Here is an 18,327-nt window from a genome sequence, read left to right on the forward strand (position 1 = left end):
AGTATTGCCGTAACTATGAGTTATAGATAGCTAGAGATATATGCATACTGCACATGACCGACGACTACGGATTCGGGACGCGCTGTGTCCATGCCGGCCAGGAGGAGCCGGACCCGGCGACGGGGGCACGCGCGCCGCCAATCTATCAGACCTCATCGTACGTCTTCGAGGACGCCGACACCGCGGCCGACCGGTACGCGCTCGATGACGACGGCAACGTCTACTCGCGGTTCGACAACCCCACTGTCAGGATGCTCGAAAGCCGCATCGCTTCCCTCGAAAACGCCGTCGACGCCGTCGCGACGGGATCAGGGATGGCCGCGCTCGACGCCGGGACGTTCGTCCTCGCGGCCAACGGCGACAACATCGTGACGGCCTCCTCCATCTACGGCGGCACGCACTCGTACTTCTCGAAGGCCGCCAGTCGGCGGGGCATCGAGACGCGGTTCGTCGACACGCTCGACCCGGACGCCTACGCCGAGGCCATCGACGAGGACACGGCCTACGTCCACTTCGAGACCATCGGCAATCCCTCGCTCGTGGTCCCGCCGATGGAGGAAATATCCGAGGTGGCGCACGACCGCGGCGTGCCCGTCTTCGTCGACAACACGTTCGGGACGCCAGCGCTCTGTAACCCGCTCGACCACGGCGTCGACCTCCTCTGGGAGTCGACGACGAAGTGGATCCACGGCTCCGGGACGACCGTCGGCGGCGTCCTCGTCGACGGCGGTTCGTTCCCCTGGGACGAGTACTCCGAGAAGTTCCCGGAACTGGGCGGCGAGAACGAGGCCTTCGGCAAGAACTTCTCCGAGGCCTTCGGTGACCGCGCGTTCTCCGTCGCTGCCCGCCAGCGCGCCCTCCGCTCGCTGGGCGACGGCCAGAAGCCCTTCGACGCGTGGGCGACGCTCCAGGGTGCTGAGACGCTCTCCCTGCGGATGGAACGCCACTGCGAGAACGCGATGACCGTCGCACAGCACCTTCAGGACCACCCCGAGGTCGCCTGGGTCACCTATCCCGGGCTGGAGAGCCACGAGACCCACGACCTGGCACAGCAGTACCTCTCCGGCGGGTTCGGCGGCATCGTCACCTTCGGGCTGGAGGACGGCTACGACGCCGGCCGACGGTTCTGCGAGGAGACGGACCTCGCCCAGTTCCTCGCCAACATCGGCGACGCGAAGACGCTGGTCATCCACCCCGCCTCGACCACCCACGCCCAGCTCAGCGAGGCGGAACAGCGCGCCAGCGGCGTCACGCCGGACCTCCTCCGGTTCAGCGTCGGCATCGAGGACTCAGCGGACATCATCGCAGACATCGACGAGGCAATCGAACGAGTCACATGAACGTCGAACACAACACCCTCTCGCTGGGCGAGTTCGAGTTCGACTGCGGGGAAACGATTCCTGATCTGGAAATCACATACGAGGCCTACGGGGAGTTCGACGGCGACAACGCGGTGCTGGTCTGTCACGCCCTGACCGGCAGCGCACACGTCGCCGGCCGCGACCGGGTCGACAGCGCCGACCAGGCCCGCGCCTGGTGGGACGACATCGTCGGGCCGGGCAAGGCCATCGACACCACGGAGTACTACGTCGTCTGTGCGAACGTCCCGGGCTCGTGCTACGGCTCGACGGGCCCGAAAAGCGAGAACCCGGAGACGGGCGAGCCCTACGGCACGGACTTCCCGCCGGTCACTGTCACGGACTGGACCGAGGCCCAGCGCGCCCTGCTCGACGAACTCGGCATTCCGCACCTCCACGCCGTCGTCGGCGGTAGCGTCGGCGGCATGAACGTCATCGAGTGGGCCAAACGCCACCCGGACCACGTCGACCGCATCGTTCCCATCGCCGCGGCCGCGCGACTGGACACGCAGTGCCTCTCGCTCGACGCCATCGCCCGCCGGGCCATCACGACCGACCCGAACTGGAACCAGGGCCACTACTACGGCGAGGACGACGAGCCACCAAGCGACGGGCTGGCGTTAGCCCGCCAACTGGGCCATGTGATGTACCTCTCGAAGGCGTCGATGGAGCGCCGCTTCGGCCGCCGCGCCGCCGGCCGGGACGCCGTCCGCACGTTCCCCACCGACGCTGCGGGCGCGTTCTTCCCGTACCGTGACGTGGAGTCGTACCTCGATTACAACGCCGAGAAGTTCACCGAGCGCTTCGACGCCAACAGCTACCTCTACCTGACGCGGGCGATGGACAACTACGACCTCGCCGCCGGATTCGAGTCCGACGCGGACGCGCTGGCGGCCTTCGACGGCGACGCGCTGGTGATGTCTTTCACCGCCGACTGGCACTTCACCACTCAGCAGGCCGAGGCGCTGGCTGATTCGCTCCGGGAAGCCGGCGCGAACGTCGCCCACCATGTCATCGACTCCGACCACGGCCACGACGCCTTCCTCGTCGAACCGGACAACGTCGGGCCGCCGCTCGCGGACTTCCTCGCTGCTGGTGTCGACGGCAACGCCGTCACCGACTCGGTGGTCGAGGACAGTCAGGAGAGCGATTTCGCACCCGTCCACAACAGCCTGTTCTCGCGGTAGCGACGCTGGCGTGCCGTCTGTCAGCCCGCGGGCTTGCTGACCCCACGATTCGGCTCGTCGATCATGCAATTCCTGATTCGCGGTAGCATTTAACACATCTCGGACCGACTAGCTCTATGTATGGCTGACATGACCACGAACATCGAAAGCGAGGAGTATTCGTTCGGACAGACGGTGTACGACGGGGACGGTAACGAACTCGGGACTATCCGCGGATTCGACGAACACGGGTTCTACGTCACAGTCGAAGACGGCATCGAGGCGATGTCGAGCGAGCACTTGCGCGCCGGGGCCGCGGGCGAGGCCGAACTGATGTGGCGCTGCTGGGAGTGTGGCGAAATGGGCCAGATAGCGGACATCCCCGACGAATGCCCGTCCTGCAACGCGCCAAAAGAGGACATCTACTACTGGCAGGAGGATTGACGGACCGGTGGCTGTCTGGACCCACCGACCACAAATGTGGGCCTACGCCTGCTCGAATCGCTCGGCGACGGCCGGTCCGACTGTCTCTTGCACTGTCTCGGCGGCCGACGGCGGGAGCGAGAACCGGAGCGTCGTCCAGTCGAGTTCGAGGATCGCCTGCCCGTCTTCGTCACCGATGACCACGTACACCAGCGTGCCGCCGTAGACCCGCGCCAGCGCGTCGAACGTTTCTGGCGTCATCGGCACCGTTCCGGTCGTGTGCGTATCGGTAGCCGAAACGTCGGTGTGGCCCGCGAGCGTCTCGACAGCGAACCGCTCGTGCTGTGGGGTGTCTCGCCGCCCGACACCGAGGTGGACGAACGCTTTTTCAGGAGACCGCGGTGACGCGTCCAACACCGCTGCGAGCACGTCTAGCCCGACCGCTTCGTCCGGTTCGGACAGTTCGAACCGCTGTGTGGTCTCCTCCTGTGGCCAGGTCGGCCCCGGTTCGGCGCCGCCACCGATCCCCTCCCACGCCGTGACAATCGTCTCGGTCAGTTGGTCGATACCAATCTCGTCGATGGCCCGGACTACCGCCTCGGCGTCGTCGGAGTCGCCCATGCCCACTCGTTCGTCACTCGCGGCCAAGTGCGTGCTGATTTCGCCTGCCGGTGATGGGTTTTTGTCCCGGCCGTCCCTGTGAGATGGTATGGATATCGTCGTCGTCGGGGCAGGGAGCCTCGGCAGCCTCGTCGGTGGCCTGCTCGCCCGCGAACACGACGTGACGCTGGTGGGCCGTGAGCCACACGTGGGCACCATCTCCGAGGACGGACTCTCGGTCGTCGGAGCCGAAGAGTTTCGGGTCCACCCGAACGCACAGACGACAGTCCCACAGGGTGCCGACCTCGCGCTGGTGACGGTCAAGGCCCACGACACCGCCGCCGTTGCAGCGGACCTCGCGGACTGCACCCTTGACGCTTGCCTCTCGCTGCAAAACGGGATGGGCAACGAAGCGGAGTTAGCTGCCGAGGTTGACTGCCCGGTGCTGGCAGGGACGTGTTCCTACGGGGCACGACTTCGAGAGCCGGGCACCGTCGCGTTCACCGGCCGCGGCGAGGTTGTGCTGGGGGACCGCGACGGCGGCCGGTCCACAGTCGCTGACGAGGTCGGGTCAGCGGTCGGTGCGGCCGGCATCGAGACGACCGTCGCGGCGGATATGCCGGCCCGCCTCTGGGAGAAACTCGCGGTCAACGCCGGCATCAACGCGGTGACGGCCCTCGCCCGCGTGGAGAACGGCGCACTGGCCGATTCGCCGGCCGACGCCATCGCCGCAGACGCCGCCCGTGAGACGGCCGCCGTCGCCCGCGAACAGGACATCGACCTCTCCGACGAGCGTGCAGTATCGCTCGTCGAACGTGTCGTCGACGACACCGCCGCCAACCACTCGTCGATGTACCAGGACATCTCGGACGGCCGCCAAACGGAAATCGACGCCATCAACGGCTACGTCGCGGCGACTGCGACGGCACCAGTCCCGGTCAACGAGACGCTTGCCGGGCTCGTCCGTACGTGGGAGCGACACCGCGAGCGGTAGGTTCTGGAATCACACAACGACTATATACACGTCTCCTATGTGTGTCTCACATGACTCCACAGACCGACAGAGCGCGGCTCGACGCGCCGCGTAGTGCTCCCAGCGGGACTGCTACTACAGCGAGGAGACCACTGGTATGACAGCGGACGACGCGGGTGGGAACCGAATTGTCGACTACGAACTGTTCGAGGTCCCGCCCCGCTGGCTGTTCCTGCGGCTGGAGACGGCCGACGGAACCGTCGGCTGGGGTGAACCAGTCGTCGAGGGCCGGGCACATACGGTACGCGCCGCCGTCGAGGAACTCCTCGACAGCTATCTCGTCGGCGAAAATCCCGAGACAATTCAGGACCACTGGCAGGCGATGTACCGCGGCGGCTTCTACCGCGGCGGCCCGGTCCTGATGTCCGCTATTGCCGGCATCGACCAGGCGCTGTGGGACATCAAGGGCAAGCAACTCGACACACCGGTCCACCAGCTGCTTGGCGGGCAGGCCCGCGACCGGATTCGGGTGTACCAGTGGATCGGCGGCGACGAGCCCTCGGACGTGGCCGACGCCGCCCGCGAGCAGGTCGAGGCAGGGTTCACGGCGCTGAAAATGAACGCCACGCCCGAAATCGAACGGGTCGACACTCCGGCGACGGTCGAGGCCGCCGCGACCCGGCTCCGGGAGGTCCGCGAGGCCGTCGGCCCCGAGGTCGACATCGGCGTCGACTTCCACGGCCGCGTGACGAAGCCGATGGTCAAGCGGTTGGCCTCGGCGATGGAACCGTACGACCCGATGTTCATCGAGGAACCGGTCCTGCCAGAGCACAACGACGCGCTGCCGGCGCTTGCCGCCCACACTGACATCCCCATCGCCACGGGCGAGCGGATGTACTCGCGGTGGGACTACAAGGAGGTGTTCGAGGACGGTGCCGTCGACGTGATTCAGCCCGACCTCTCACACGCCGGCGGCATCACCGAGGTGTACAAGATAGCCGCGATGGCCGAGGCCTACGACGTGGCGATGGCTCCACACTGCCCGCTCGGTCCGGTCGCGCTGGCGTCCTGTGTGCAGGTCGACGCCTGCTCGCCCAACGCGCTCATTCAGGAACAGAGCATCGACATCCACTACAACGAGGCCGCCGACGTGCTGGACTACCTCGCAGACCCGTCGGTGTTCGACTACGAGGACGGCTTCGTCACTGTGCCCACTGACCCCGGCTTGGGCATCGAAATCGACGAGGCGTTCCTCCGGGAACAGTCCCAGCAGGAGGTCGACTGGCACAACCCCGTCTGGCGACACGACGACGGCAGCGTCGCCGAGTGGTAGGCCGGCGGCGATTCCACCGCCATGCTCCCTCGCCAGTGACTGCGTGGGACACAGCACGGAACGCACTAAAGGAAAGGGCTCATATCCCGTGCCCGACACGTATCTGTATGGCCTCCTCAACGTCGTGGAAGCGCGATTTCGCGAGCGGCCTTATTATCCTGTTACCGCTGCTGGTGACGGTGTACGTTATCATCTATCTCTACTCTATCCTCGCGTCCGCGGCGGTTATCCCGGCGATTGACGCCGAACTGCTAGCGGCGCTCGGGCTCCCCTCGGGAACGTCGTCTGTCGAACTCGCTCGGGTGTTTACGACGCTGATTATCTTCATCCTCATCGTGTTCTCCATCGGGTACCTGATGCGGACGGCCTTCGGCGACATCGTCGAACGGGCCATCGACGACGCAATGAATCACGTCCCCGGACTCCGGGTGGTGTACAACGCTTCGAAGATGGCGGTCGAGACGGCTGTCGGGGGAACCGAAGACCTTCAGGCGCCGGTGAAACTCGAAGTGTGGGACGGGATGCGGATGACGGCGTTCAAAACGGGACAGACCACCGATGACGGCCGCGAGGTGCTTTTCCTGCCGACCGCACCGAACATCACGACCGGCTACGTCGTCGAGGTCGAACCACACCGCTACGAAGAAATCGACGAGCGCGTCGAGGAAGCGCTGACGCGCATTCTCAGCGCCGGCTTCGGCGACACGGACCGCAGCAACGCCACGCCGATTCCGGTCGCCGACGAGGACGACCTCGCGGACGACTGACCGCGCCGCTCACCCCGCTCTCAGACGTAGTGGAACCATTCTTCGCGGTTGCCGCTCTCGATGACGTCGAAGAAGGCCGACTGGATGTCGTCGGTGACCGGCCCTTTCGTCCCCTCGCCGATCTCGTTGTCGTCGACGCTCCGGATCGGCGTGACCTCCGCCGCCGTCCCAGTGAAGAACAGTTCGTCGGCGGTGTACAGTTCGCCACGGGAGATGGTCGCTTCCTCGTGGACGGTGTAGCCCATTTCTTCGGCGAGCGTGATGGCGGTGTTGCGGGTGATGCCTTCGAGGATGCTCTCGGCCAGACCGGGCGTGTATATCTCGTCGTCCCGGACCATGAAGATGTTCTCGCCCGGCCCCTCGGCGACGTTCCCCTCCTTGTTCAGGACGATGGCCTCAGTGTAGCCGTTGCGGCGGGCCTCCTCGCCGGCGAGCATACTGTTGACGTACAGGCCGGTCGTCTTGATGTTGGTCGGGATCTGGCTGGAGGCGTGCTTGCGCCAGGACGACACCATCACGTCGACGCCCTCCTCCAGCGCTTCCTCGCCGAGATACGCGCCCCACGGCCACGCTGCAATAGTTGTCTTCGTCGGGCAGTCTTTCGGGCTCACGCCGAGCGAGTCGAAGCCGTAGTAGACGATGGGGCGGATGTAACACGACTCGAACCCTTCCGTCTCGATGAGTTCGGTCGTCGCCTCGGTGAGTTCCGCCTTGCTGAACTCGATATCGAGGTCGTAGGGCTTGGCTGATTTGTACAGGCGGTCGAGGTGCTCCTCCCAGCGGAAGATGGCCGGTCCCTGCTCGGTGTCGTAACAGCGCACGCCCTCGAAGACGCCGGTGCCGTAGTGCAGCGCGTGCGTGAGGACGTGGGTCTGTGCGTCCTCGAAGTCGACGAACTCGCCGTCCATCCAGATACGGTCGGTCCCCTCGAACATCTCCGGACGGTCGCTCATCGCACGATCCCTCCGCTGAGTCGACAGTCGCGATGCCCGCGGGTGGTGCCTCCTGCAGTCTCGTCGTGTGTCATATCTACCCCATTGATTCCCGTGGTTAAGAGTGTTGACGGTCCACGAGAGAGCGCCCTGCTCCGATCAGGGTCGCGCTCATTCAGCCGGGAACGCCAGTCCGCGTCTCACCGCATGCTCCCGGTCTCGCCGGCGCGGACGACGACCGTATCCGCGACGATGTCTCCGAGCCGTTGCTTGCGGTCTGTGACGAGCACGGCGACGATGCCGATAAGGTAAAACGCCGGCAGCGCGTCGACGATGCGAAGCACAGTCCGTATCGCTGCCGGCCCGTACTCGATTGGGTCGCCGTCCTCCGTCACGACGACGATGTCGAGGGCCATCTTTCCGACCGTCTGACCGTACGTTCCTTCGAGGTAGATGTAGTAGCCAAAGCCGATGACGAGTCCGAACAGGCTTCCAAGGAATGCGAGCCGAACCTGCGCTAAGATGCCGCTGATGACTGACGAGACGATGGCGATAAGCACGATGTCGATTATTATTGCGCCAATCCGCTGCCCGATCACGTCGCCTTCCGTGCCCATCTCGGGTGCTGGGCGTTCAAACCAAGCCATACGCACAGAATGACATGCCACTGATATAAATCTGGGTCAGACATCGCGTATCTCTACAACAGAGGCCAGTACACGCCTTTTCGGTCAATTACTGCCGAGACAGATCTCCGTTGCCGTCAGTCGAACCGCTCTAGCAGGCTCGCACCCTCGACGTAGACCAGCCCCTCCCGGTCGGCGTAAGCCCGCGCCGCTGCCGGGGGCAACGCTGCACCCGTCTCGTCGTCCAGCATCTCACAGACGACGGCGGCCTCCGGCAGGTCGGCCGCGTCGGCGAGTTCGAGCGCGAGTTCGGTGTGGCCCTCGCGGTCAGAGAGGCCATTGGGGGCCGCCCGGAGAAGGTGAACGTGGCCCGGTGACCGGAAGGCATCGCTGAAGGCCTCGGGGTCGGGGTCCGTCGCGGCGGCGGCCAGTTCCTGAATCGTCAGCGAGCGGTCCTCGTCCGTGATGCCGGTGAAGGTGTCGCGGTGGTTCACCGTCAGCGAAAACGAGGAGCGCTCGTCGTAAGCGAGGTCGTGGTCGGCCGCTGTCGGGTGGTCGAGCACCTCCTGCATGAACGGCAGTTCGAGCGCGTCGGCGACGCGGTCGGAGAGGGCAACACAGACGAGGCCGCCGGCGTCGTTGCGCATCCGGGCGACGGCCTTGGGGCTGACGGCCCCGGCCGGGTAGACGAGGTCGGTCTCGCCTTCGCGGTCGGCGGCGTCGTGGATCAGCACTGGCTCGCCGCGGGCGAAGGCAGCGACGGCGTCAGCCACGCTGTCGGCGTCGACGGCGGCGTCCTCACTCCGAGACATGGACTATCACCTCGTCACCGTCGGCCAGTTCCAGCACCTCGCGGAGCTTCTCGGGCGCGATGACTTCGAGTTGCTCCTCGCCGTGGTGGGTCCGCTCGGGCGCGATGACGTGGGCCGGCTCGTACTCGCCGTCGCTGCCCTCTATCGAGGCGGGGTAGCAGTACGCGGGGCCGTACGTCCGCTCGTCGTCCTCCCAGCCCTCGATGGTGACCGGCTCGATGGCGCTCATCCGCGCCCGCTTGCGGACGCTCTCGGCCGTGAGTTCGAGGTTGAGCGTGCCCGCGAACGGCTCGTACCCCAGCCGCTCGATGAACTGCTCCATGTAGCCCGGCAGCGTGATGTAGTGTCGTCCCTCCCCCATCCCCGAGGTGACGACCCCAGTCAGGTCGACGCTGGCGTCGGCCTCGAAGATGCGCCGGTAGTCGGCGTACTCCGACTGGAGGCGGCGCTCGCCGTCGCCGGTCAGCTCCACCTCCTGTCCGTCGCTGACCATGTCCCGAGAGAGAAAGCCGGCGTCTTCGAGTCGCTGGAGCCGCCGCGAGGCGGTCTGGTTCGACGCGTCCAGCCGGTCCCCGAGGTCGGCACAGGACACTTTCGTCGGCTCGTCGAGCGCGCCGTCGAGGGCGAGCAGTTTCAGCGTCGCCAGCTCGTCCCGACCGACGCCCTGTCCCGTTGATTCAGCCATACGCCGACGTAGGGAGTCGTGCCGGATAAGCATACCGAAGGTGGAATGCATCCCACTTTTGGAACGGCTAGAAACTATTTCGGCGTTGGTAACGGGAGCGTACCACTGTTTGGGCCGGACACAACTTAAACTGCCGTCTAACACGTTCAAATCTATCACACTGTTGTGATGACGCTGTCTCGTTTGCGATACAGTCAGTACTCCACGAGTGCGTCCCGCTCCCAGAACTCGCTCGACTTCTCCAGTTTCGGGACCCACGTGTTCTCGTCCTCGGCGAGCATCGCCACGCGGGAGTCTTCGACCTCTTTCAGTACGTCGTGGTCGGGGAGGTACTCACTCATCTCTCGCGTGAACTCGCGGACCTCGCTGTGGTCGGGCATCGAGTCCCGGTCGAGGCGGCCCCGCGAGTGGCCGACGTGCATGTACGCCTTCATCTCGACGAAGTCCGCGTCGGCCCGGTCGCACATCGCCGCGTACCACTCGGGGTGGTGCATGTTGTGGCCCTTGACAAGCGTCGTCCGGATGACGGTGCGGGTGTCGCCTTTCTCGGCCAGCACGTCCAGCGTGTCGATGAGCGAATCCCAGGCGTCGTCCTCCATGGCTTGCACCGTCGAATCGAACGTCCGGCGGTCGGCGGCGTCGACAGAGACGTACAGCTGGGTCGGGTCACACCGCTCCAGCATCTCCGTGTTGGTCCCGTTCGAGACGAGGAACGTGGTGATGTCGCGGTCGTGGAACTCCTCGATGAGTTCCGGCAGGTGCGGGTAGAGAGTCGGTTCGCCGTCCAAGGAAATAGCGACGTGGCGCGGCTCCATTGCCTGTTCGAACACCTCGCGCGGGACTTCGTCGTTGCCGCCAAAGCCCGACAGCAGTTTCCGCTGGAGTTCCACGGAGGCGTCGGCGACCGCCGCGGGGTCGTCCCATTCCACGTCGCCGAGTTCGTAGGCGTGGCCGGCGTGGTCGCGCCAGCAGAACACGCACCGCTCGTTGCATTTCACCACCGGCGTCATCTGAATGCAGCGGTGGGACTCGATGCCGTAGAAGATGTACTTGTAACACTTCCCCTCCCCACGCAGGGCGTTTTTGGTCCAGCCGCAGGTCTGGGCGGCCGTGTGGTTCTCGCTGTGGTAGGCCGGGTCCGAGACCTGCTTGGGACCGCCGTCGGCGTCACTCATTGGACACTGATTCAACAGCCAGCGGCAAAAACTCCCGGATGTTGCGCGTCAGCAGCGATGCTTCGGGACCGCGGTGCGCTTATGTCAGTTTGACGATGGGGTTGCTCATGTGGTGGCCGACGACGTTGCCATTTTCGATGATCCGGTCGTAGCCATCGTCGTCAACTTCGATTCGCGTTTCGCTGTCTTTCTGCATCAGATAGAGTGTTTCGCTCATACATCTGTGGATGCCCCTGATACGCAAGACAAGAACTACTAGGTGTATAGATACGCGCTGCGATGGATGCTATATGTATCAAACTGCACCGGAAATGTACTTCAGCCGGAAGATTTTGGGGGTTCGATGTTGAGTGTACTAGTATGGGTGTAATTGACACGGTCTCCGAGCTGTTTGGCTCCGGAGGTCGACACTACAGGTTCCGCTGTGATGACTGCGGGACCGAGTTCGCACAGCGTGCGGCGACGGTCGAGGACCTGACCTGTCCGGAGTGCGGCGCTGGGTCGGTACAGCCCGCGGAAGCGGCGTGAGGCCGGGTGTCAAACGGACCGGCCGCGTCAGCGGCCCAGGTCGTAGAAGTCGTCGTTCGGGCGGATGTCGGCGAGCTGTGCCAGCCGGTTTGAGAGGTTGAAAAAGGCGGCGACGCTGCCGATGTCCCAGATGGCGCGGCGGCTGTAGCCGTGTTCCGCCAGCCGTTCGAGGTCCGCGTCCTCGATGCGGGCGGGCGACTCAGTCAGTTTCACTGCGAAGTCGAGCATCGCCCTGTGGGTCTCGTTGATATCGGCTGTCCGGTGGTTTGCGGCAACCTGTTCGGCGAGCTTGGGCGCGTCGGCGTAAATCCGCAGGAGCGCACCGTGGGCGACGATACAGTAGAGGCAGTCGTTGACGCCGCTGACGGCGACGATTATCATCTCGACTTCCTCGCGTTCCAGCTCAGTCTCCTCGACCAGTGCGTCGTGGTACGCAAAAAAGGCCCGGAAATGCGAGGGACGGTACGCCATCGCTGGGAAGATGTTCGGTGTGAAGCCGGCGCGGTCGGTCTCCTCCTTGATGCGGTCCTGCAGGTCTTCGGGGAGGTCGTCGATGTCCGGGGTATCGAACCGTCTCATCACTGTATCGGAGTCTGCCATACCACCTGTCCGTCCGGCCTCGGCTTGAAAGTTAGTTGCCTGTCAGGCCATGGCCGGTGAGAGCTGGTGTATAGCTCTTGCGGGGCCGTGGCACAAGGTCGAACAGCCACGCTGGCTCTTTTGTCAGACGACACGACGAGTCAGATGCATGTCAACGACTACGGAAACGACGCGAACGTACGATTTCGGGACCGGCAACTGGAAAGCGGGCGTGCTCGGCGGCGTCGCCGGGAGCGCAGTCATGGGGGCGCTGATACTGGTGATGAATCCGCCGACGCTCGCCGTCGCAATCCCGTCCCTGTACGGGCTCGCGCCGCCGCCGAGCCCGGGGGCCGGGCTCGTCGTCCACCTCTCCCACGGGGCCGTACTGGGCGTGGCCTTCGCGGGGCTTGCGAGTGCCCTTGACCTGGATACGTCCGGGCAACTGTTCGGACTCGGCGTCGGCTGGGGCGTCGTCACGTGGGCGGCCTTCGCCGCGCTCGTGATGCCGGTCTGGCTCAGTGTGGTCGGCTCGCCGGCATCGCCGCCGTTCCCGAACTTCGCCCCGCCGTCGCTGCTGTGGCACGTCGTCTACGGGGCCGTCCTCGCCGTCGTCTACGCCGCGACCGCCGACCGGCTCTGACCGGCCCTACTCCTCCTGGAACACGGTCCACTGGCGCTCGTCGGTCCCGGCGTCGGCTATCGCCTCGACCTTCTCGCGTTGCAGGTCGCTCAACTCCGCGGTGGCCAGCCGAACCCACGCCAGAAATTCCCCGCGGAGCCGCTCCCGTACGACTTCGGGCGGTTGTGGCGTGTAGACGTACACGTGCCCGCCCGAGGGCCTGATTCGGCGGCGCTTCTCGACGACGCCGAACTCGGCGAGGTGGTTGAGGTGGCGCGCGACGACGCTGCGGTCGTAGCCTATCTGCTCGGCCAACTCCGCCACGGTCAGTTCCCCGCCTTCCATCACGCAGAGGCAGACGTCCAGTTCGGTGCCGGACATGTCGAAGACCGTCCGCAGCAGGGTCTCAAGCGACGGCTCGGCTACCGCCGCCTCCGCCGTCTCGACCGTCTCCATCGGCCCGTCACAGCACTCCGGGCGGTTGTCGCCGATGCCGACGCCGCCGCAGGTCTCACATTCGAACAGCCGCGGTCCGTCGGCGGGTGGTGTCATACGACGGGGTACTCGCCCCGCCGATAGAAAGTTCAGGTATGGTCGGGGTAACTGCGGGCCGTGAGTTCGCCCCCGTGAGAGAGATGTTAGTCCAAAGGTCTAAGCCCTCCCGGGACCGAATACGAGTCACTATGAGCACTGACACAGAGGACGCCAACGACCTGCGCGAGCGAATCACGAACTTCCTGCGCCGCAACTTCCCCCAGATCCAGATGCACGGCGGGAGCGCGGCCATCGAGGAAATCGACCGCGAGGAAGGCAGCGTCACCATCCGCCTCGGCGGCGCCTGTTCCGGCTGTGGCATCTCGCCGATGACCATCCAGGCCATCAAGACGCGCATGACCAAGGAAATCCCGGAGATAAACGAGGTCACCGCCCGGACCGGAATGGAACAGCAGGAAGGGATGTCCGGCGGCAGCGGCGGCATGAGCCCCTCCTTCCCCGGCGAGTCCCGCGGCGGCGACGTCGGCGGCGACGACGACGAAGGCCCCGAAGCGCCGTTCTGAGGCCAGTTCTCGATCTTTTTTAGATTCGTGGCTAGCAACGGGTGTAGGCACGCCCGTGTCTACACCGGGTCTGTGTCTACTGTCACCACCCGCACAGCAGCGAGTCACACAGATTAAGACGACGGGGGCAGACGGCGGGGATATGGAGACGGTCGACACAGTCGTCTGGGCGCTGTGGGCGATGTTGCCGGCGTACATCCCGAACAACGCCGCGGTGCTCGCCGGCGGCGGCAGACCGATAGACGGTGGCCGAACGTGGAGCGGGCGGCGAGTGCTGGGCGACGGCAAGACTTGGCGCGGGACGCTCGTCGGCACCGCCGCGGGAACGGCCCTCGCGCTCGGCCTCACTCAGGTCGGGCCCGCCGTGAGCGCCGCGCTGGGAACGGACCTGCCGGCGTTTCCGTTCCGCGCGGGACTGGGCCTCGCCTTCGGCGCGATGCTCGGGGACATCGGCGCGTCCTTCCTCAAGCGCCGCACGGGCCGGGAACGCGGGGCCGCGTTCCCCGGCTTAGACCAGCTGGATTTCGTCGTCGGGGCGTTGCTCTGTGCCTTCGTGGTCGCCCCGTCGTGGTTCACCGAGACGTTTCCCCTCCCGGTGCTCGTCGTCGTCGTCGTCGCGACGCCGGTGTTACACGTCGTCACCAACGGCATCGCCTACCTGCTCGGGCTGAAAAACGAGCCGTGGTAGGCGACCCGTAGACCTACGTGCCAGCGCACGACGTCACTCGTGATGGCCCTGACCAATTCCCTCCCAGTCGTCAGCCGCGCCCCGCCGACCGTCCGACGCGCGACGGCCGCCGGTCTGCTCTGTACCGCGATTTTCCTGCCGGTCATGTACGTCCTTCTGCACGCGTACGTCGCCCTCACAGTAAGCGTCGGCCCCGTTCACACGCTCAACAGACTGATTGACTTCGCCCTCGTCGCCGGCGGCCTGACGACGTTCCTCGCGGGATTCGTCTCGCAGTTCCTCACTGAGACGGTCCTCACCGAGCGGACTGCCTAACCCCACCGAACTGACGAAGAAGTGCGTTTTTACGCGCAGACCGTGGAGTGTCGGGTATGACAACACGCGGGGAGACACTGCAACTGGCGACGCGGGGCTCGGACCTCGCGTTGCGGCAGGCGGCGACGGTTCGGGATTCGCTGAGCAGTCGCCGGCTGTCGGTCGAACTCGTCGAGGTGGAGACGACGGGCGACCAGATACGGGACGAACTCATCCACCGGCTCGGCAAGACCGGCGCGTTCGTCCGCAGCCTCGACGAGAAGGTACTGGAGGGCGAACTCGACGCGGCGGTCCACTCGATGAAGGACATGCCCACCGAACGCCCCGACCGCCTCGTCGTCGCGGCGGTCCCCGAGCGGGCCGCTGCCGAAGACGTACTGGTGACGCCCGACGGCCGCTCGCTCGATGACCTGCCGGAGGGTGCGACCGTCGGCACGTCGAGCCTGCGACGCAAGGCGCAGTTGCTCGCCGAGCGCGAGGACCTCACCGTCGAGCCGCTCCGGGGCAACGTCGACACGCGCATCGCCAAACTGCTGGCCCCGTCGCTCCAGCAGGAACATCAGGAGCGCCACGAGGCCGAACAGGAGCGGAAGGGCAACGCCGGCGATCCCGACACCGACGAGGAAGAAGAACACCCCTACGACCGCACGGTCGAGGAGTGGTTCGACGACCTCACTGAATTCGAACGGCGGGCGATGGAGCGGGACCCGGACACCGAATACGACGCCATCGTGCTGGCGAAGGCGGGGCTCCACCGGGCCGGCCTCACGCGCTACGTCGGGATGTCAGACCTCGACCCCGACCGGTTCGTGCCGGCTCCGGGCCAGGGCGCGCTGGCGGTAACCGCCGTCGACGGCGACCTCGCGCTGGACATCAAGGACCGACTGGACGACCCCCAGACGCGCGTCGAGACGACCGTCGAGCGGACGATTCTCGAAGAACTCGGCGGTGGCTGTGTCGCGCCAATCGGTATCCACGCCCACCTGGAGGGCGGAGTCATCCACACACGAGTTCGCGTCCTCTCACAGGACGGCACAGAGGAGGTGTCGGTCGGCCGTGACATCCCGGCTGAGTACCACATCGACGCGGCACAGGACCTCGCAGCGGAACTCGCCGAACAGGGCGCTGACGACCTCATCGCCGAGGCCAAGCGGGACTCGACGGGCGCGGACGATGACGCTTCAACGGCGCGGGAGGACGACGAGGAATGACGGACGCTGCACCCGGCAAAGTGTACCTCGTTGGCTCCGGTCCCGGCGACCCGGACCTGCTGACGGTCAAGGCAAAACGCCTGCTGGAGGAAGCCGACGTGGTGTTGCACGACAAGCTCCCCGGCCCCGAAATCATCGGGATGATTCCCGAGGAGAAGCGCGAAGACGTGGGCAAACGCGCCGGCGGCGAGTGGACACCGCAGGAGTACACCAACGCCCGACTGGTCGAACTTGCAGAGGAGGGAAACACCGTTGTCCGACTGAAGGGCGGCGACCCGACGGTCTTTGGCCGCGGCGGCGAGGAACTGGCCCACCTCGTGGAGAACGACATCCCGGTCGAGGTCGTCCCCGGCATCACGAGCGCCATCGCCGGCCCCGAGGCCGCCGGCATCCCGGTCACGCACCGGGACTACACCTCCTCAGTCTCCTTCGTCACCGGCCACGAGGACCCCACGAAGGACGAATCCGCTGTCAACTGGGATGCGCTGGCCGCGACCGGCGGCACGCTGGTCGTCCTGATGGGCGTCGGCAAACTGCCCCAGTACACCGAGGCCCTGCGCGAGGCTGGCATGGACCCCGACACGCCCGTCGCGCTGGTCGAACGCGCGACCTGGCCCGACCAGCAGGTCGCCACCGGGACGCTCGACAGTATCGTCTCGGTCCGTGACGAGGCCGGCATCGAACCGCCCGCCATCACCGTCATCGGCGAGGTGGCCGGCGAGCGCGAGCGGGTGGTGGAGTTCCTGGAGGGGTACTGATGCGCGAGGAACCGCGCCTCCGCGTGGCCGCGTTTCGCCCGGCCGATGACCGCCTCGACGACGCGGTCGAACTCATCGAATCGCTCGGTGCTGACCCGGTTCCGGACCCGATGCTGGCGGTCGAACCAGCGGCGGCCGGCGACATCGACGGTGACGGCGACGACGGCCCGGTCACGCCGCGCACCGACGCCGACTACGTCGTCCTGACCAGCAAGACCGGCGTCGAACTCGCCGCCGAAGCCGGCTGGGACTCCGGCGAAGCGACGGTGTGTGCCATCGGCGAGTCGACCGCCGCGGCGCTCCACGAGGCTGGCTATGGCGTCGACATCATCCCCGTCGAGTACTCCTCGACGGGGCTGGTCGAGACGCTGGCCGGAGCGGTGGACGGCGCGCGGGTCGAAGTCGCCCGGTCGGACCACGGCTCGGCGGTGTTGACCGACGGGCTGGAGGCGGCCGGCGCGTACGTCCACGAGACCGTCCTCTACCGGCTTGTCCGGCCGCCCGAATCGGGCGAGTCCACGGAGCTGGCAGCAAGCGGTGACCTCGACGCGGCGCTGTTTACCTCCTCGCTCACCGTCGAACACTTCCTCGATGCGGCCGCCGAGCGCGGGGTCCGCGAGGCCGCCGTCGACGGACTGAACGAGGCGACCGTCGGCGCAATCGGTGAGCCGACGCGGGAGACGGCCGAGGCCGCCGGCATCGCCGTCGACGTCGTCCCCGAGCAGGCCGATTTCGAGGCGCTGACCTGCGAGACCGTCGAGGCGGCCGCTCCGACACACCACGAGTAACGTGACCGCGTGCGGCTCACTCCGCCGCTTCTCTGGTGGCCTCTCGGCTCTCAACCTCGGTCCGGAGCGTCGCCAGTTCGTTCTCGACGGCCCGCTCGCTGGAGAGTCGGTCGAGTTCCTGGTCGATGGAGTCGCCCTCGTCGAGGACGGATTCGAGGTCGCCGCTCGCTTCGAGTTCCTCCAGCGCGGCCGCGCGGGCCTCCATCTGCTCGGTGCGCTCCGTCGCGCGCTCTATGGAGCGGTGGACGTCGGCCATCGTATCGCCAGCGCCGGTAAAGGCCTCCGAGACCCGCGCCGACGCCTCGGCGGCCTGATAGCGGGCCTTCATGGTCTCTTTCTTCGTGCGGAACTGCTCTATCTGGCTACTGAGCTCGGCCCGCTTGCCGACTAGCCGGTCCTGTGTTTCCTGCAGGTCGTCTATCTGTCCCGACAGCTCCGAAATCTGGCTGACGTTGACCTGCTTTTTTTCCAGTGCCCGGCGTGCGAGGTCCTCACGGCTCTCCTGCAGGGCGGCCCGGGCCTGCGTGTCGTGTTTCTCGACGTTGGACCGCAGCCGCTGGCGGTGTATCTCCAGGCGTTTCTTCTGGGTCGTCACGTCAGCGATGCCGCGGGTCACGTCCTGTAGTTCGTCCCGCATCTGTTCGTAGGAGTAGTCCAGTTCCGCCGCCGGGTCCGACGTGCGGTTGAGCAGGGCGTTGAGCTTGGCCCGGACCGCGAACGCGAACCGCCGGAGCAGGCTCATCGCGCCCGCTCCCGACCGCCTGCGGCTCGAATCGGTCCCGACCGTGGCTCGGCTGTGACAGCGTGCATGTCCTCTCGTATGATTGACACCGTTATAATAACAGGGTGCCACCCGGTGCGATACGCGACTGCGCGGCGAAATCGGGAGACAGTCGCGGCGATTCGACCGTCGCGCCGGCCCCCACCGAG

Annotated in this window: 24 protein-coding genes; 14 read left to right on the top strand and 10 right to left on the bottom strand. The window is 66.1% G+C overall.

The genetic code is table 11. The annotated features are described in order from the left end of the window. Positions 1-53: 53 nt before the first annotated feature. From DVK01_RS07615 to DVK01_RS07625, 3 genes are all read left to right on the top strand, one after another. Positions 54-1,340, top strand: coding sequence for an O-acetylhomoserine aminocarboxypropyltransferase/cysteine synthase family protein (locus DVK01_RS07615; RefSeq protein WP_121536237.1), 1,287 nt, complete (start codon positions 54-56; stop codon positions 1,338-1,340). Beyond that, positions 1,337-2,545, top strand: a complete 1,209-nt coding sequence (metX, locus tag DVK01_RS07620; protein WP_101349082.1) for a homoserine O-acetyltransferase — start codon at positions 1,337-1,339, stop codon at positions 2,543-2,545. The genes DVK01_RS07615 and metX overlap by 4 nt, the downstream gene beginning before the upstream one ends. 120 nt (positions 2,546-2,665) lie before the next feature. Beyond that, the gene (locus DVK01_RS07625; RefSeq protein ID WP_101349083.1) at positions 2,666-2,968 is read left to right on the top strand and encodes a hypothetical protein; all 303 of its coding nucleotides are present in this window, start codon (positions 2,666-2,668) and stop codon (positions 2,966-2,968) included. 42 nt (positions 2,969-3,010) lie between these two features. On the opposite strand, the gene DVK01_RS07630 is transcribed toward DVK01_RS07625, so the two are convergent. Continuing rightward, on the bottom strand, positions 3,011-3,568 hold the full coding sequence (locus DVK01_RS07630; protein WP_101349084.1) for a hypothetical protein: 558 nt from the start codon (positions 3,566-3,568) through the stop codon (positions 3,011-3,013). Positions 3,569-3,656: 88 nt separating this feature from the next. On the opposite strand from DVK01_RS07630, the gene DVK01_RS07635 reads away from it, so the two are divergent. From DVK01_RS07635 to DVK01_RS07645, 3 genes are all read left to right on the top strand, one after another. Continuing rightward, complete coding sequence (locus DVK01_RS07635; protein WP_121536239.1) at positions 3,657-4,541, top strand: ketopantoate reductase family protein; 885 nt, start codon at positions 3,657-3,659, stop codon at positions 4,539-4,541. 136 nt (positions 4,542-4,677) lie between these two features. Next, positions 4,678-5,853, top strand: a complete 1,176-nt coding sequence (dgoD, locus tag DVK01_RS07640) for a galactonate dehydratase (protein WP_101349086.1) — start codon at positions 4,678-4,680, stop codon at positions 5,851-5,853. Positions 5,854-5,960: 107 nt separating this feature from the next. Then, complete coding sequence (locus tag DVK01_RS07645; protein ID WP_101349087.1) at positions 5,961-6,620, top strand: DUF502 domain-containing protein; 660 nt, start codon at positions 5,961-5,963, stop codon at positions 6,618-6,620. A gap of 20 nt (positions 6,621-6,640) precedes the next feature. Here DVK01_RS07645 and DVK01_RS07650 read toward each other — a convergent pair whose 3' ends face one another. From DVK01_RS07650 to DVK01_RS22165, 6 genes are all read right to left on the bottom strand, one after another. Continuing rightward, positions 6,641-7,573 (bottom strand): branched-chain amino acid transaminase, encoded by a 933-nt coding sequence (locus DVK01_RS07650; RefSeq protein WP_198560211.1) that lies wholly within the window; start codon positions 7,571-7,573, stop codon positions 6,641-6,643. A gap of 179 nt (positions 7,574-7,752) precedes the next feature. Then, a complete protein-coding gene (locus DVK01_RS07655) occupies positions 7,753-8,199 on the bottom strand; it encodes an RDD family protein (protein WP_121536241.1) in 447 nt (148 codons plus the stop codon). A 116-nt stretch (positions 8,200-8,315) separates the two neighbouring features. Next, positions 8,316-8,990 carry a 3,4-dihydroxy-2-butanone-4-phosphate synthase gene (gene ribB / locus DVK01_RS07660; protein ID WP_121536243.1) on the bottom strand — a complete coding sequence of 225 codons (675 nt, stop codon included), beginning with the start codon at positions 8,988-8,990 and terminating at the stop codon, positions 8,316-8,318. Next, complete coding sequence (locus tag DVK01_RS07665) at positions 8,977-9,675, bottom strand: DUF120 domain-containing protein (protein ID WP_101349090.1); 699 nt, start codon at positions 9,673-9,675, stop codon at positions 8,977-8,979. The genes ribB and DVK01_RS07665 overlap by 14 nt, the downstream gene beginning before the upstream one ends. Before the next feature lie 194 nt (positions 9,676-9,869). Continuing rightward, on the bottom strand, positions 9,870-10,850 hold the full coding sequence (gene twy1, locus DVK01_RS07670) for a 4-demethylwyosine synthase TYW1 (RefSeq protein WP_121536245.1): 981 nt from the start codon (positions 10,848-10,850) through the stop codon (positions 9,870-9,872). Positions 10,851-10,929: 79 nt separating this feature from the next. Further along, a complete protein-coding gene (locus DVK01_RS22165) occupies positions 10,930-11,067 on the bottom strand; it encodes a hypothetical protein (protein WP_199722321.1) in 138 nt (45 codons plus the stop codon). 143 nt (positions 11,068-11,210) lie between these two features. Between DVK01_RS22165 and DVK01_RS07675 the strand changes: the two genes are divergently transcribed. Then, on the top strand, positions 11,211-11,378 hold the full coding sequence (locus DVK01_RS07675) for a zinc ribbon domain-containing protein (RefSeq protein WP_101349092.1): 168 nt from the start codon (positions 11,211-11,213) through the stop codon (positions 11,376-11,378). A 27-nt stretch (positions 11,379-11,405) separates the two neighbouring features. On the opposite strand, the gene DVK01_RS07680 is transcribed toward DVK01_RS07675, so the two are convergent. Then, entirely contained in the window at positions 11,406-11,978 is a 573-nt protein-coding gene (locus tag DVK01_RS07680) for a peroxidase-related enzyme (RefSeq protein WP_101349093.1), read from the bottom strand. 148 nt (positions 11,979-12,126) lie between these two features. Here DVK01_RS07680 and DVK01_RS07685 point away from each other — a divergent pair, with 148 nt between their 5' ends. Continuing rightward, a complete protein-coding gene (locus DVK01_RS07685; protein ID WP_121536247.1) occupies positions 12,127-12,600 on the top strand; it encodes a DUF6789 family protein in 474 nt (157 codons plus the stop codon). A 6-nt stretch (positions 12,601-12,606) separates the two neighbouring features. On the opposite strand, the gene DVK01_RS07690 is transcribed toward DVK01_RS07685, so the two are convergent. Further along, entirely contained in the window at positions 12,607-13,131 is a 525-nt protein-coding gene (locus tag DVK01_RS07690) for a helix-turn-helix domain-containing protein (RefSeq protein WP_121536249.1), read from the bottom strand. A 131-nt stretch (positions 13,132-13,262) separates the two neighbouring features. On the opposite strand from DVK01_RS07690, the gene DVK01_RS07695 reads away from it, so the two are divergent. The 6 genes from DVK01_RS07695 to DVK01_RS07720 all read left to right on the top strand — a co-directional run bounded on the left by DVK01_RS07695 (position 13,263) and on the right by DVK01_RS07720 (position 17,397). Further along, a complete protein-coding gene (locus tag DVK01_RS07695; RefSeq protein ID WP_053966533.1) occupies positions 13,263-13,637 on the top strand; it encodes an iron-sulfur cluster biogenesis protein NfuA in 375 nt (124 codons plus the stop codon). A gap of 142 nt (positions 13,638-13,779) precedes the next feature. Next, a complete protein-coding gene (locus DVK01_RS07700; protein WP_121536251.1) occupies positions 13,780-14,325 on the top strand; it encodes a CDP-2,3-bis-(O-geranylgeranyl)-sn-glycerol synthase in 546 nt (181 codons plus the stop codon). A gap of 42 nt (positions 14,326-14,367) precedes the next feature. Continuing rightward, a complete protein-coding gene (locus DVK01_RS07705; protein ID WP_121536253.1) occupies positions 14,368-14,640 on the top strand; it encodes a hypothetical protein in 273 nt (90 codons plus the stop codon). 56 nt (positions 14,641-14,696) lie between these two features. Next, entirely contained in the window at positions 14,697-15,851 is a 1,155-nt protein-coding gene (gene hemC, locus DVK01_RS07710) for a hydroxymethylbilane synthase (protein ID WP_121536255.1), read from the top strand. Beyond that, complete coding sequence (gene cobA / locus DVK01_RS07715; RefSeq protein ID WP_121536257.1) at positions 15,848-16,609, top strand: uroporphyrinogen-III C-methyltransferase; 762 nt, start codon at positions 15,848-15,850, stop codon at positions 16,607-16,609. Before hemC ends, cobA begins: the two co-directional genes overlap by 4 nt. Further along, positions 16,609-17,397 (top strand): uroporphyrinogen-III synthase, encoded by a 789-nt coding sequence (locus DVK01_RS07720; RefSeq protein WP_121536259.1) that lies wholly within the window; start codon positions 16,609-16,611, stop codon positions 17,395-17,397. The genes cobA and DVK01_RS07720 overlap by 1 nt, the downstream gene beginning before the upstream one ends. Before the next feature lie 16 nt (positions 17,398-17,413). Here the strand turns inward: DVK01_RS07720 and DVK01_RS07725 are convergent, their stop codons facing one another. Beyond that, positions 17,414-18,139, bottom strand: a complete 726-nt coding sequence (locus tag DVK01_RS07725) for a PspA/IM30 family protein (protein WP_101349101.1) — start codon at positions 18,137-18,139, stop codon at positions 17,414-17,416. Positions 18,140-18,327: the final 188 nt, after the last annotated feature.

Origin of the sequence: Haloarcula sp. Atlit-120R, from assembly GCF_003665885.1 — an archaeon.
GTDB lineage: Archaea > Halobacteriota > Halobacteria > Halobacteriales > Haloarculaceae > Haloarcula > Haloarcula taiwanensis.